This window comes from Serratia sp. CY84636 (genome assembly GCF_052166245.1).
GTDB classification, from domain to species: domain Bacteria; phylum Pseudomonadota; class Gammaproteobacteria; order Enterobacterales; family Enterobacteriaceae; genus Serratia; species Serratia nevei.
On record NZ_JBJNOX010000004.1, the window covers coordinates 74025 to 87371 of the forward strand.

Consider the following 13347-nt stretch of genomic DNA (forward strand, 5'->3'; position numbering starts at 1 on the left):
CCCCCATGTTACTAGTGGAGGACGTATGTTGTTAGATTTCCCCGTTAGGGGAAGGGGGGTTACCCACCATATACCCCGTGTCAGAATCCTATGGAAGACCAGTAGATTGAGGCTTAATGTCAATTCCCCCTCTTCCCCCGCGCTTTTGCATCATTATGAACAACTAGAAAATGAGAGAAACTGTAATTGACCGTAGAAAGACCGTAGCATGGAAGACAGAGATAGGCTTGCTAGAGGGTGTGGATGCCTTTAATAACAAAGAACATCTGCGAAAATGGCGAGAAATCCAGCAAACAAATAACGTGTCGCAACGACCAGAAATCTACCGTAGCCAGAAAAGGAAAAAGCCCCGCTTTGCAGCGAGGCCTTATGAATAGTGGTGCCCGGACTCGGAATCGAACCAAGGACACGGGGATTTTCAATCCCCTGCTCTACCGACTGAGCTATCCGGGCAACGGGCAGCATTAAACCGTATTGGCCGAAAGCCGTCAACGGCTTTATGCGTGAAAGACGCGAAAATGCCTCCGGTTGCTGGCTTTTCAGGCAAAGGGCGCAAAAAATGCGCCTGTTGTGGCTATCGCCTCGGGTTGGTGGCGCTGCCAACCCTGCAGATTCAGCTCAACGCTCCGTTGCGGCGGCACTGCGCCACCTGCAAGATGTCTTCCGCCAGCCGTTTGGCGACCGATACGTCCTGGAGCTGGCGTTTTACCAGCAGTTTGCTCAGGCAACCTTCCTGAATCAGCTCCATTTGCTGCGCCACCATATCGGCGTCGTCGGCGTCCATTTCACGCAGCAATTCGCGGGTCAGCTCCAGCGAGGTCAGCTTTTGCTGCTCCGCCAGCTGGTGGATCGGGTGGTCCGTTTCCGGGAAGAAGCTGCAGGCGGCGATAAACAGGCAGCCGGGATAGCGGTCTTGCTGCACGTATTCCGCCAGCACGTCATAGCGCGCCAGCAGCTTTTGCTGCGGGCTCAGATTTTCGTCCAGCAGCAGCTGGCGGCGCCAGGTGTCAATCTGTTGGCCGTGGTAGCGCAGGCAGTCGTACAGCAGCGCTTCGCGATCCGGCCAGAACCGTTTGAGATCGCCGGGCTGAACGTCGAGTTTTTCCGCCAGCATCTCTAATGTGGCGGTCGCCAGGCCCTGTTGTTCCAACAGGCCCAGCGCGGTATCAAGGACGTGTTCACGTTGCACTTGTGCTTCCTCCCATTCGCTTCCGATCTTCAGTGTCAGTTATCGCATCACTTTCTGCAAATGCGCGTTGAAGGCTTCCGCCTTCATAAAACCGGTGACCCGCTGCGCCGTCAGTTCCTGGCCCGCCGGATCGAAGAACAGGATCGTCGGCAGCCCCAGCACCTGCAGATGCTTCAGCAGCGCCGCCTGTTCCGCGCTGTTGGCGGTCACATCCGCCTGCAGCAGCACCGCGTTGGCCAGGCTCGCCTGCACCGCCGCATCGCTGAAGGTGTATTTCTCGAACTCTTTACAGGCTACGCACCAGTCGGCGTACAGATCGAGCATCACCGGCTTGCCGCGTGCCTGTTGCAGCGCCAGATCGAGCTGTGCGACGTTGTTGATGCGGGTAAAGGACAGGTGTGGCTGAGCGGCCTGCTGCGCCTGGTCGGCGCCGAAAGCCCAGTCCTGCAGCGGCCGTGCGGCGATCACCGCCGCCGCCAGCAGCAGCAGTTGCAAGGCGCGGGCCCAGCCGCGCGCGCTTCTCAGGCTCAGGGCGAAGGCCCAACCGAAGAACGCCAGGCCGAGCAGGCTCCACAAACGCATGCCCCACAGATCGCCGATCACTCGCTCCAGCAGGAACACCGGCAGCGCCAGAATGACGAAGCCGAAGGCCTCTTTCACGTACTGCATCCACGGGCCGCTGCGCGGCAGCAGGCGGTTGCCGAACAGGGTGACGATCACCAGCGGAATGCCCATCCCCAGCGCGTACAGGTACAGCGTGCCGCCGCCGGCCCACAGATTGCCGCTCTGGGCGATATACAGCAGGATGGCGCTGAGCGGCGCGGTGGTGCAGGGCGAGCAAATCAGCCCGGCCAGGGCGCCCATCAGGAACACGCCGGTCAGCGAGCCGCCGCGCTGGGTGTTGCTCCAGTTAGCCAGCCGGGTTTGCAGTGCGGAAGGCAGCTGCAGGGAATAGAGGCCGAACATCGACAGCGCCAGGGCGATGAACAGCACCGACAGGCCGATCAAGACATAAGGATGCTGCAGCGCCGCCTGGAACTGCAGGCCGGCGGCGGCCACCACCAACCCGAGCAGGGTATAGGTCAGCGCCATGCCTTGCACGTAAACCACCGCCAGCGCCAGAATGCGGCCGCTGCTTTGCGGCCGGTCGCGGCCGAGGATGATGCCGGAGATCAGCGGGTACATCGGCAGCACGCACGGCGTGAAGGCGATGCCGATGCCGATCAGCAGCGCCCACAGCGGCGAAAACGGCAGGCTGGCCGGTACGGCGGGCGCTTCAGCCGGTGCAGCGGCCGGGAGCGGGGCGGCAGCGTTTGCGCTGACGGCATCCAGCGGGATCACCCGGGTTTCCGGCGGATAGCAGAAGCCGGCCTCGGCGCAGCCCTGATAGGTGACGCTGAGGCTGGCGTTGGCCGCTGCTTGTTGCAGCGGCACCTGCAGATTAAGCTGCTGCTTGAAGATGGCGACTTCGCCGAAGAACTCGTCCTTGTGGCTCAATCCTTCCGGCAGGGTAAAGGCGCCGAGCGTCGCCTGCTGGGGCACCAGTTTGATCTGCTGACGATACAGGTAATAGCCGGGGCGGATCTGCCAGTTCAGCGTTACCTGGTTGCCTTGCTGTTTGAAATCGAAAGCGAAGGCCCGATCGACGGGCACGAACTGGCTGCCGCCTGTCGGTGCGAACAGCGAAGCCTGTGCCGCCTGCGGCAGGAAGAACAGGCTGCACAGCAGCAAAATCAGTTTAATGAAGCGTTGATCCATGACAGGTAGTCTTTATCTCCGGCCATCACCGGCAATACCAGCAGCTCGGGCGTCTGGTAAGGGTGATGTTGTTTCAGGGTGTCGAGCAGGGCCTGCTGACGGCGGCGATCGCTTTTGAACAGCATCTGCACTTCGTATTCCTGTTCCAGTTTCCCTTCCCAGTAATACAGCGAGGTAGCGCCGGGCAGCAGCGTGGCGCAGGCCGCCAGCTTATCGCCCAAGACCCGCGCCGCCAGTTCCTGGGCGCTGGCTTCATCGGGTGCGGTACAGAGTATGACGACAGCTTCGCAATCAGACATCTTCAGCCCTCTCATCGGTTCGAATGGGCACTATACCCTGAAGGCGGATTGGCTAGAAGGCGAGTTTATCGCCAGAAGGAAAACCGGGGCCGCAGCCCCGGTCGGAGCGTTACAGCATGATGCTGCCGAGCAGGAAGCCGAATACCACGGCGAAGATCACGCCCATGGTGCCGGGAATGAAGAACGGATGGTTGAACACGAAGCGGCCGATGCGCGTGGTGCCGGTATCGTCCATCTGCACCGCGGCGACCAGCGTCGGGTAGGTCGGCAGGATGAACAGGCCGGAGACGGCGGCGAAGGAGGCGACGGCGGTCAGCGGCGATACGTTCAGCGCCAGCGCCATTGGCATCAGCGCCTTGGCGGTAGCGGCCTGCGAGTACAGCAGCGCCGAGCAGAAGAAGAAGATCACCGCCAGCAGCCACGGGTGCGCCTGAATGACGCTGCCGGCCGTCTCTTTGATCCAGTCGATGTTGGCCTGCACGAAGGTATCGCCCAGCCAGGCGACGCCGAGGATACAAATACAGGCGCTCATGCCGGCCTTGAAGGTGCTGGAGTTCAGCACCATGTCGGTGTCGACGCGGCACAGCAGGGTGGTCAGCGTGGCGACGCTCAGCATGATGATCAGGATGGCGTTGGTGGTGTTCATCAGCGGCTTGGCCACCAGGCCCAGGCCCGGGCTGTTGATGATGGCATAGGCGACAACGCACAGCACGCCCAGCAGGAACAGCAGCACCGAGGCTTTGGCGCGCGGTTTGATCGCCAGCGCGTTGTTGCCGCGCAGGGTGATCAGGCCTTCTTCCAGGCGTTTCAGGTACACCGGATCGTTAGACAGCTTGGAGTCGAACAGCCAGGTCACCAGCAGCGACATCACCAGCACGGCGCAGAAGGTGGACGGGATCACCACCATCAGCAGGTGCAGGTAGCTGACGCCGTGGCCTTCCATCACCGAAGACATGTACACCACCGCGGCGGAGATCGGCGAGGCGGTGATGGCGATCTGGGCGGACACCACGGCGGTGGACAGCGGCCGGCAAGGCTTGATGCCCTGTTCTTTCGCCACTTCGGCGATCACCGGCAGCGCCGAGAGCGAGATGTTGCCGGTGCCGGCGAAGATGGTCAGGAAGTAGGTGACGATAGGGGCGAGAATGGTGATGTGCTTGGGGTTCTTGCGCAGCAGCTTTTCGGTCTGCTGCACCAGATAGTCCATCCCCCCGGCGACCTGCATCGCGGAGATCGCCGCGATCACCGCCATGATGATGGAAATCACGTCGAAGGGAATGCTGCCCGGCTTGACGCCGATCAGCGCCAGGACCAGAACGCCCAATCCCCCCGCGAACCCGATACCGATACCGCCCAACCTGGCCCCTAAAAAGATGGCCAGCAGAACGATAACCAATTCCAAGGCTAGCATAGTGTTTACTCCTTAAAATGAGAGAAATTGAAAATCAAACGTTAAAATTTTGTGGGCGCCGGAAAGTAAAAAGGCACGCTATCCAGAGGATTTAGCGTGCCTTTCAGGGCTACCGGGTAGGTCTGTTATTGTTCATTTTCATCCGTATAGCGTTTGGCTTTATAGGCCGGGTGCATCAGGTTCTCCACGGAGAAGATGTCATCCAGCTCGGCTTCGGTCAGCAGGCCGCGTTCCAGCACCACTTCACGCACGCTCTTGCCGGTTTCGGCGCAGATCTTCCCGACGATGTCACCGTTATGGTGGCCGATGAACGGGTTCAGATAGGTGACGATACCGATCGAGTTGAAGACGTAGTGTTCGCAGACTTCTTTATTCGCGGTGATGCCGTTAATGCATTTTTCCAGCAGGTTGTAGCAGGCGTTGGTCAGGATGTGGATCGACTCGAACATCGCCTGGCCGATCACCGGCTCCATCACGTTCAGCTGCAGCTGGCCCGCTTCGGCCGCCATGGTAACGCAAGTGTCGTTGCCAATCACCTTGAAACACACCTGATTGACCACTTCCGGCACGACCGGGTTCACTTTGGCCGGCATGATGGACGATCCCGCCTGCAGCTCAGGCAGGTTGATTTCGTTCAGGCCGGCGCGCGGGCCGGAGGAGAGCAGGCGCAGGTCGTTGCAGATTTTGGACAGTTTCACCGCCAGGCGTTTGAGCGCGCTGTGCACCATCACGTAGGCGCCGCAGTCGGAGGTGGCCTCGATCAGATCTTCCGCCGGCACCACCGGCAGGCCGCTGACTTCCGCCAGTTTTTGCACCGCCAGCGGCTGATAGCCTTCCGGGGTGTTGAGTGCGGTGCCGATGGCGGTGGCGCCCAGGTTCACTTCCAGCAGCAGCTCCGCGGTGCGGTGCAGGTTGCGGGTCTCTTCGTTCAGCAGCACGCTGAAGGCGTGGAACTCCTGGCCGAGGGTCATCGGCACTGCGTCTTGCAGCTGGGTGCGGCCCATTTTCAGGATGGTTTCGAACTCTTTCGCCTTGCGGTCGAAGCCTTCACGCAGCTGGTTGATGGCGTCGATCAGTTTCTGGTTGGAGGCGTACACCGCGATGCGGAATCCGGTTGGGTAGGCGTCGTTGGTGGACTGGCACTTATTGAGGTGATCGTTCGGGTTCAGGTACTGGTATTCGCCTTTTTGATGGCCCATCAGCTCCAGGCCGATGTTCGCCAGCACTTCGTTGGTGTTCATGTTCAGCGAGGTGCCTGCGCCGCCCTGGAACACGTCCACCGGGAACTGATCCATGCATTTGCCTTTATCCAGCACCTCGTCGCAGGCCTGGATGATCACGTCGGCGATTTTGCGCGGGATGGTTTTGAGTTCTTTGTTGGCCATCGCCGCGGCCTTTTTCACCATCACCATGCCGCGAACGAACTCGGGGACATCGCTGATTTTGCTGTTGCTGATGTAGAAGTTTTCAATCGCACGCAGAGTGTGAACTCCGTAGTAAGCGTCTGCGGGGACTTCACGTGTTCCTAACAGGTCTTCTTCGATACGAATGTTGTTTGACATGAGAACCTTCTCTATGTGTTGCTGCCGAATTAATAATTTGTCAGGTCAAGGCTAGTAAGGGCACAGCCTAAATTAATATTGCCGAAGGCTTGGGGCGTGAAACGATTAACCAAATCGCCCGTTGCTGCCCAGATCATATGCTGGTTGGTAAGAAATGACTGAATCCAGATCACCTTATGGTGTTTAAGGATATGCCCTTTTCCGGTTCTGTGACTTCTTTCACGTTTGTGAACTTTAGCAATAAAAACCGGCTCTCGGTTGAAATGGTGGGGTGATGCCCTCATTGTAATGGTGTCGGCCGTTTACGGCCTCTTTTTTCGCGCCGTCGCCCCGTGGCGGCCGCGCTTTACCTACCGATAGGAGAACCAGGTGCGCTGGTTACCGCTACTGCTGATATTTCTGCTGGCTTACATAGAAATATCCATCTTTATCAAAGTCGCCGCCGTGCTCGGCGTGGCTGTCACCCTGCTGCTGGTGGTGTTCAGCTCCTGCGTCGGCATTTCGCTGGTGCGCAATCAGGGCATGAAAACCTTCGTGCAGATGCAGCAAAAACTGGCGGCCGGCGAAAGCCCGGCGGCGGAAATGGTGAAAAGCGTTTCGCTGGTGCTGGCGGGCTTCCTGCTGCTGATCCCGGGCTTCTTCACCGACTTCCTCGGCCTGTTGCTGCTGCTGCCGCCGGTGCAAAAATCGTTGACGCTGAAGCTGATGCCGCACCTGTCGGTTTATCGCCCCGGCGGTTGGACGGGCGGCGACGCCGCTAACGGCAACACCTTCGACGGTGAATTCCAGCGCAAGGACGACGAACGCCCGGTGCTGGAACACCGCCCGGACGAGGAGCGCAAGCCTCACGATCGTTAAGCAAACGCGGCTCAGGCCGCGTTTTTCATCTCTGTAGCACCCGCGCGACCAAAAATGCGAAATTTTTTTCGCTAGCCCCCTTGAAGGGGGCTGGAACGCCCCCATCTCAAATCCCACGAGGCCGGTAATAACAACCATCCGGTGTACAACCCTAAATCTGATAGAGACCTTCTTACAGGAGAGCGTTCAATGAGTATTCGTCCATTGCATGACCGCGTTATCGTCAAGCGCAAAGAAGTTGAATCAAAATCTGCTGGCGGCATCGTCCTGACTGGCTCTGCGGCGGGTAAATCCACTCGCGGTGAAGTGGTTGCAGTGGGTAAAGGGCGTGTGCTGGAAAGCGGCAACATCCAACCGCTGGATGTGAAAGTTGGCGATATCGTGATTTTCAACGACGGCTACGGCGTGAAAGCAGAGAAGATCGACAATGAAGAAGTGTTGATCATGTCCGAAAGCGACATTCTGGCAATTGTTGAAGCGTAATTGCGCTTTATCTTCTGAACTGAACGAGTTGAAGGGAAATACCAATGGCAGCTAAAGACGTAAAATTCGGCAATGACGCTCGCGTGAAAATGCTCCGCGGCGTGAATGTTCTCGCTGATGCAGTAAAAGTGACTCTGGGCCCGAAAGGCCGCAACGTAGTGCTGGATAAATCTTTCGGCGCACCGACCATCACCAAAGACGGCGTTTCCGTTGCGCGTGAAATCGAACTGGAAGACAAGTTCGAGAACATGGGCGCACAGATGGTGAAAGAAGTGGCCTCCAAAGCGAACGACGCGGCGGGCGACGGCACCACCACGGCAACCGTACTGGCGCAATCCATCATCACCGAAGGCCTGAAAGCGGTTGCTGCAGGCATGAACCCAATGGACCTGAAGCGCGGCATCGACAAAGCGGTTGTCGCTGCGGTTGAAGAACTGAAAAAACTGTCCGTACCTTGCTCCGATTCCAAAGCTATCGCTCAGGTAGGCACCATCTCCGCCAACTCCGACGAAACCGTGGGTAAACTGATCGCGGAAGCGATGGAGAAAGTGGGCAAAGAAGGCGTTATCACCGTTGAAGAAGGCACCGGCCTGCAAGACGAGCTGGACGTGGTTGAAGGTATGCAGTTCGACCGCGGTTACCTGTCCCCATACTTCATCAACAAGCCGGAAACCGGTTCTGTTGAGCTGGAAAGCCCGTTCATCTTGCTGGCTGACAAGAAGATCTCCAACATCCGCGAAATGCTGCCGGTGCTGGAAGCCGTTGCCAAAGCAGGCAAACCGCTGCTGATCATCGCTGAAGACGTAGAAGGTGAAGCGCTGGCGACCCTGGTGGTCAACACCATGCGCGGCATCGTGAAAGTGGCTGCCGTTAAGGCGCCTGGCTTCGGCGACCGCCGTAAAGCCATGCTGCAGGACATCGCGACCCTGACTGCCGGTACCGTTATCTCTGAAGAGATCGGTCTGGAGCTGGAAAAAGCCACCCTGGAAGACCTGGGCCAGGCAAAACGCGTTGTGATCAACAAAGACACCACCATCATCATCGATGGCGTGGGCGACGAAGCGACCATCCAGGGCCGCGTTGTTCAAATTCGTCAGCAGATCGAAGAAGCGACCTCTGACTACGATCGTGAAAAACTGCAGGAGCGCGTAGCGAAACTGGCCGGCGGCGTTGCCGTTATCAAGGTTGGCGCAGCCACTGAAGTTGAAATGAAAGAGAAGAAAGCCCGCGTTGAAGACGCCCTGCACGCGACCCGCGCCGCAGTGGAAGAAGGCGTGGTGGCTGGCGGTGGCGTAGCGCTGATCCGCGTTGCAGGCAAAATCGCCGCGCTGAAAGGCGACAACGAAGACCAGAACGTGGGTATCAAAGTTGCGCTGCGCGCAATGGAAGCCCCTCTGCGTCAGATCGTGGTCAACGCCGGTGAAGAAGCTTCCGTTATCGCCAACCAGGTGAAAGCGGGCGAAGGCAGCTACGGCTACAACGCTTACTCTGAAGAATACGGCGACATGATCGCGATGGGTATCCTGGATCCAACCAAAGTGACCCGTTCTGCTCTGCAGTACGCGGCTTCCGTGGCTGGCCTGATGATCACCACCGAATGCATGGTCACCGACCTGCCGAAGGCTGACGCACCGGATCTGGGCGCAGCAGGCGGCATGGGTGGCATGGGCGGCATGGGCGGCATGATGTAATCATCCCCCACACGCTTGTGTGCTGAGAACCCCGGTCAAACGACCGGGGTTTTTTTTACCTTAAAAATCAATAAAAAGAATGTTTATTTAGCTTGTTATTAGTTCACTGAATGAATTATTGCATTATTTTGCTTTTACCCTAAACCGTTGTCGTTTCGTACCGATATAGCCCCTACCAGGCGGGGAATTTTCCCTCGCCGGTGTGACTGTCAACGGAGACGACTTATGCTGAAAAATATGAAAATAGCCACCTGGCTGATGTTGATGCTGTTGCTGTTGGGCTTGATGCCCATGGGAACCGGCGCCATCGCCTTCTATTTCATGCAGCAAAACGGCAACAGCATCGGCAGGATGAGCACTTTCTCCGACGAGGAAGCCGCGCTGAACCGCAGTTGGCGTGCTTTGCTGCAAACGCAGACGCTGATCGACAACATGGCGTTCGAGCGCATGGCGCAGACGGACGCCGCCGATATCCGGCAGGGCATCATTGAGGCACGTAACGAGCTGCGCAGCGCCGACGTCGCGTTCAACCTGTTCTGGGAGACGCCGGGCCTGACGGTATCGCGCCCGGATCTGGGCGAGGCGATGAAAAAGGTCTACCTGGCGCAGCAGGCGGTGCTGAAGCAAGAACTGACGCTGTTGGCCGATACGCCGCAGGCGGCGCTGATCGAGCGGCTGCACGCCATGGCGGCAGAGAAGCGCCAGGTGCGCCAGCGGCTGGATAGCCAGTTTGCCGACTACATGCGGGCCACGGTGGCCGCCCACCGTCTGGCGGTGGAAGAGGCGGAGCAGACCCAAAAAGTCTTTGCACGCCTGCTGAGCGGCACCCTGGCGGCGATCCTGCTGCTGCTGGTCGCCGTGCAACGTGATTTCCGCCGGCGCTTGATCCTGCCGCTGCGCCAGATCGCCGAACACTTGCAAAAGGTTGGGCGCGGCGATCTGCGCAGCGAGATCGCGGTACGCAACAACAATGAGATCGGCATGCTGTTTGCCAGCCTGCGAACGATGCAGCAGGAACTGAGCGCCACCGTGCAGCAGGTGCGTGACGGCGTGGAGTCGATCAACCACGGTACGCACGAGATCGCCGTCGGCAACGCCGATCTTTCCAGCCGCACGGAAGAACAGGCCAGCGCGCTGACGGAAACCGCCGCCAGCATGGAACAGATCACCGCGACGGTGCGGCAAAACGCCGATAACGCCAACCAGGCCGCCGGGATGGTCAATCAGACCGCCGGCATTGCCCGCAACGGCGAAACGCTGATGGCCAGCGCGGTCGACAAGATGCGGGCGATCAACGACAGCGCGCGTCAGGTGGGGGATATTACCAGCGTGATCGACGGCATCGCCTTCCAGACCAATATCCTGGCGCTGAACGCCGCCGTGGAGGCCGCGCGGGCCGGTGAACAGGGGCGGGGTTTTGCGGTGGTGGCCGGCGAAGTGCGCAATCTGGCGCAGCGCTGCGCGACTTCGGCCAAGGAAATCAGCAGTTTGGTCGACGGCGTGACCGGCGATATCGCCGCCGGCGTGCGCTTGGTGGAGCAGGCAGGCGAGACGATGAATGCCATCGTTGGCTCGGTGAACCAGGTGACGTCGCTGATGGATAACATCTCGTACGCGTCGGAAGAGCAAAGCAAGGGCGTCGAGCAGGTCGGGGTAGCGGTGACCCAGATGGATCAGGTGACCCAGCAGAACGCCGCGCTGGTGGAGGAGGTGGCGACCACCGCCGTCGGCGTGGAGGAGCAGGCGGCCCTGCTGGCGCAGGCGGTGGCGGTATTCCAACTGGCGGAGGGGGAACCGCACCAGGGCGACGTGGCGGCGCAGGCATCGGCGGCCGTTGCCGCTTGGGCCTAACGCCGCCGCACTGTATTTGATGATATTTTTGCCGCCCGGGGCGATTTAGCTGGTAAACTGGTAAGTCATCAGCTGTCGCTCAAGACGTTGGCCCGCTCGCGTGGCAACGGATGCTTAAGAGATGGCATCGCTTTCTGATAAGCTTTTGCGTAATTCTCAACATCGAATGGGGAACAAGATGCGGATTAAAGCCTTACTGGGTCTCTCGGCAGCGATGCTGCTGGCGGGTTGCAGCACCACTCATGAACTGACCGCTGCGGGTCAGCAGATCAAGTTCACCGACAGCAAGCCGGCGGCGGAATGCCAGCTGCTGGGGGAAGTGACCGGCACCCAGAGCAACTGGCTGTCCGGCAACGGCGGTGAAGGCAGCTCCATGCGCGGTGCGGCCAACGATCTGCGCAACAAGGCGGCGGCCATGGGCGGCAACGTGATCTACGGCGCCAACAGCCCGAGCCAGAATCTGCTCTCCAGCTTCGCACCGCTGGACAGCAAAATGGTCGGCCAGGTTTACAAGTGCCCGTAAGGCGCTGAGGCCGGAGCCGCAAAGAGATAAAAAAGAGGAATGCCACGGCATTCCTCTTTTCGTTGGGGGACTTGGCGCGCGTCACTCCTGCATCAGGCGCAGATCGATCGGCGTTTTGCTCGGTTCGCCGCCCACTTCGCGCGTCAGGCGCGGCACCAGATAGCCGGACACCTTGGTCAGCAGCGCTTGCATGATGGCGCGCGCTTCATCGTCGCTGACCATGAAGTGCGCCGCGCCCTGCACCTTGTCCAGCACGTGGATGTAGTAAGGCAGGATACCGGCGTCGAACAGCGCGTTGCTGAGCGCCGCCAGCGTGTCGGCATCGTCGTTGACGTCGCGCAGCAGCACGCTCTGGTTGAGCAGCGTGACGCCAGCGAGGCGCAGCTGCGCCATGGCGCTTTGCAGATCGCGGTCAATTTCGTTGGCGTGGTTGATGTGCGTGACCATCAGCACCTGCAGGCGCGAGGCCGACAGCAGGCGGCACAGCGCCGGCGTGATGCGCGCCGGGATCACCACCGGCAAGCGGGTGTGAATGCGCAGGCGCTTCAGGTGCGGGATGGCCTCCAGTTCGCCAACCAGCCATTCCAGCTCGCTGTCTTTGGCCATCAGCGGATCGCCGCCGGAAAAAATGATCTCGTCCAGTTCCGGGTGTTGGCGGATATAATCCAGTGCCTGCCGCCAGTTGTTCTTATTACCCTGATTATCCTGATAGGGGAAGTGGCGGCGGAAGCAGTAACGGCAGTTGACCGCACAGCCGCCCTTGACCAGCAGCAGTGCGCGATTGCGGTATTTGTGCAGCAGGCCCGGCACCACGCTGCGTTGCTCATCGAGCGGATCGGTGGTGAACCCTGGGGCGTTGATGAACTCCTCTCTGGCGGTCAGCACCTGGCGCAGCAGCGGGTCGTTGGCATCCCCGGGGCGCATGCGCGCAGCGAAGGCGCGCGGCACGCGCAGGGCGAACAGCCGGCGGGCATCGCGCCCCTGCGGCAGTTCCGGGTGCGTATTCAGTGACAAAAGCTGCAGTAATTCATCAGGATCGGTAATAACATCGGCGAGTTGATGCAACCAATCTTCTCTATGTGCCGTACTTTGGGTTATAATGTGTGCCATTTTTTTGGCTAAGCTACCAGTTCAAATATTCAGAGGGCCATCATGGCGACTTATTCTAGCAACGATTTCCGTCCGGGTCTTAAAATCATGTTCGAGGGCGAACCTTACGCCGTCGAAGCCAGTGAGTTCGTTAAGCCGGGCAAAGGCCAGGCGTTTGCACGCGTGAAAATGCGTCGTCTGCTGACCGGCACCCGCGTGGAAAAAACCTTCAAGTCTACCGATTCTTGCGAAGGCGCAGACGTGATGGACACCAACATGAACTACCTGTACAGCGACGGTGAGTTCTACCACTTCATGCACCCTGAGTCTTTCGAACAGCATCAGGTTGACGGCAAAACCGTAGGCGATGCGGCCAAATGGCTGCAGGACAACGCAGAGTGCATCATCACCCTGTGGGATGGCCGTCCAATCGCCGTTCAGCCGCCGAACTTCATCGAAGCGGAAATCACCGATACCGATCCGGGCCTGAAAGGCGATACCGCAGGGACTGGCGGCAAGCCGGCTACCCTGAGCACCGGCGCCGTGGTTAAAGTGCCGTTGTTCGTCCAGATCGGCGAAGTGATCAAAGTTGACACTCGCTCTGGCGAATACGTCTCTCGCGTTAAATAAGTT

At 59.3% G+C, this 13347-nt stretch carries 12 protein-coding genes and 1 tRNA gene; 6 read left to right on the top strand and 7 right to left on the bottom strand.

Annotation, left to right across the window (positions count from 1 at the left end; translation table 11 throughout):
* Window positions 1-377: 377 nt before the first annotated feature.
* The 6 genes from ACJ8QI_RS14585 to aspA form a co-directional block, all read right to left on the bottom strand.
* Window positions 378-453 (bottom strand) — tRNA-Phe (locus tag ACJ8QI_RS14585).
* A gap of 160 nt (window positions 454-613) precedes the next feature.
* On the bottom strand, window positions 614-1189 hold the full coding sequence (dicD, locus tag ACJ8QI_RS14590) for a division control transcriptional repressor DicD (protein ID WP_016929381.1): 576 nt from the start codon (window positions 1187-1189) through the stop codon (window positions 614-616).
* 39 nt (window positions 1190-1228) lie between these two features.
* Window positions 1229-2947 carry a protein-disulfide reductase DsbD gene (locus ACJ8QI_RS14595; RefSeq protein ID WP_442532738.1) on the bottom strand — a complete coding sequence of 573 codons (1719 nt, stop codon included), beginning with the start codon at window positions 2945-2947 and terminating at the stop codon, window positions 1229-1231.
* Window positions 2923-3246: a divalent cation tolerance protein CutA gene (gene cutA / locus ACJ8QI_RS14600; protein ID WP_015376376.1), complete on the bottom strand. Its 324-nt coding sequence runs from the start codon at window positions 3244-3246 to the stop codon at window positions 2923-2925. The genes ACJ8QI_RS14595 and cutA overlap by 25 nt, the downstream gene beginning before the upstream one ends.
* A gap of 109 nt (window positions 3247-3355) precedes the next feature.
* Window positions 3356-4657, bottom strand: a complete 1302-nt coding sequence (locus tag ACJ8QI_RS14605; RefSeq protein WP_038879248.1) for an anaerobic C4-dicarboxylate transporter — start codon at window positions 4655-4657, stop codon at window positions 3356-3358.
* A gap of 125 nt (window positions 4658-4782) precedes the next feature.
* Window positions 4783-6219, bottom strand: a complete 1437-nt coding sequence (aspA, locus tag ACJ8QI_RS14610) for an aspartate ammonia-lyase (protein WP_004929659.1) — start codon at window positions 6217-6219, stop codon at window positions 4783-4785.
* A 369-nt stretch (window positions 6220-6588) separates the two neighbouring features.
* Here aspA and ACJ8QI_RS14615 point away from each other — a divergent pair, with 369 nt between their 5' ends.
* The 5 genes from ACJ8QI_RS14615 (at window position 6589) to ACJ8QI_RS14635 (ending at window position 11625) form a co-directional block, all read left to right on the top strand.
* Window positions 6589-7077 carry an FxsA family protein gene (locus ACJ8QI_RS14615; RefSeq protein ID WP_019453406.1) on the top strand — a complete coding sequence of 163 codons (489 nt, stop codon included), beginning with the start codon at window positions 6589-6591 and terminating at the stop codon, window positions 7075-7077.
* A gap of 189 nt (window positions 7078-7266) precedes the next feature.
* Window positions 7267-7560, top strand: a complete 294-nt coding sequence (locus ACJ8QI_RS14620; protein WP_004952634.1) for a co-chaperone GroES — start codon at window positions 7267-7269, stop codon at window positions 7558-7560.
* 44 nt (window positions 7561-7604) lie between these two features.
* Complete coding sequence (gene groL, locus ACJ8QI_RS14625; protein ID WP_442532739.1) at window positions 7605-9251, top strand: chaperonin GroEL; 1647 nt, start codon at window positions 7605-7607, stop codon at window positions 9249-9251.
* A 225-nt stretch (window positions 9252-9476) separates the two neighbouring features.
* Window positions 9477-11102, top strand: a complete 1626-nt coding sequence (locus tag ACJ8QI_RS14630) for a methyl-accepting chemotaxis protein (protein WP_442532740.1) — start codon at window positions 9477-9479, stop codon at window positions 11100-11102.
* 178 nt (window positions 11103-11280) lie between these two features.
* Window positions 11281-11625 (top strand): DUF4156 domain-containing protein, encoded by a 345-nt coding sequence (locus ACJ8QI_RS14635; protein ID WP_025305007.1) that lies wholly within the window; start codon window positions 11281-11283, stop codon window positions 11623-11625.
* An 81-nt stretch (window positions 11626-11706) separates the two neighbouring features.
* Here the strand turns inward: ACJ8QI_RS14635 and epmB are convergent, their stop codons facing one another.
* A complete protein-coding gene (gene epmB, locus ACJ8QI_RS14640) occupies window positions 11707-12735 on the bottom strand; it encodes an EF-P beta-lysylation protein EpmB (RefSeq protein ID WP_442532741.1) in 1029 nt (342 codons plus the stop codon).
* 42 nt (window positions 12736-12777) lie between these two features.
* Here epmB and efp point away from each other — a divergent pair, with 42 nt between their 5' ends.
* Complete coding sequence (efp, locus tag ACJ8QI_RS14645) at window positions 12778-13344, top strand: elongation factor P (RefSeq protein WP_004929666.1); 567 nt, start codon at window positions 12778-12780, stop codon at window positions 13342-13344.
* Window positions 13345-13347: the final 3 nt, after the last annotated feature.

Coding starts and splice junctions, on each gene's coding strand:
- ACJ8QI_RS14595 (WP_442532738.1), bottom strand. CDS start 2,947: ATGGATCAACGCTTCATTAAACTGATTTTGCTGCTGTGCAGCCTGTTC.
- cutA (WP_015376376.1), bottom strand. CDS start 3,246: ATGTCTGATTGCGAAGCTGTCGTCATACTCTGTACCGCACCCGATGAA.
- ACJ8QI_RS14605 (WP_038879248.1), bottom strand. CDS start 4,657: ATGCTAGCCTTGGAATTGGTTATCGTTCTGCTGGCCATCTTTTTAGGG.
- aspA (WP_004929659.1), bottom strand. CDS start 6,219: ATGTCAAACAACATTCGTATCGAAGAAGACCTGTTAGGAACACGTGAA.
- ACJ8QI_RS14620 (WP_004952634.1), top strand. CDS start 7,267: ATGAGTATTCGTCCATTGCATGACCGCGTTATCGTCAAGCGCAAAGAA.
- groL (WP_442532739.1), top strand. CDS start 7,605: ATGGCAGCTAAAGACGTAAAATTCGGCAATGACGCTCGCGTGAAAATG.
- ACJ8QI_RS14630 (WP_442532740.1), top strand. CDS start 9,477: ATGCTGAAAAATATGAAAATAGCCACCTGGCTGATGTTGATGCTGTTG.
- ACJ8QI_RS14635 (WP_025305007.1), top strand. CDS start 11,281: ATGCGGATTAAAGCCTTACTGGGTCTCTCGGCAGCGATGCTGCTGGCG.
- epmB (WP_442532741.1), bottom strand. CDS start 12,735: ATGGCACACATTATAACCCAAAGTACGGCACATAGAGAAGATTGGTTG.
- efp (WP_004929666.1), top strand. CDS start 12,778: ATGGCGACTTATTCTAGCAACGATTTCCGTCCGGGTCTTAAAATCATG.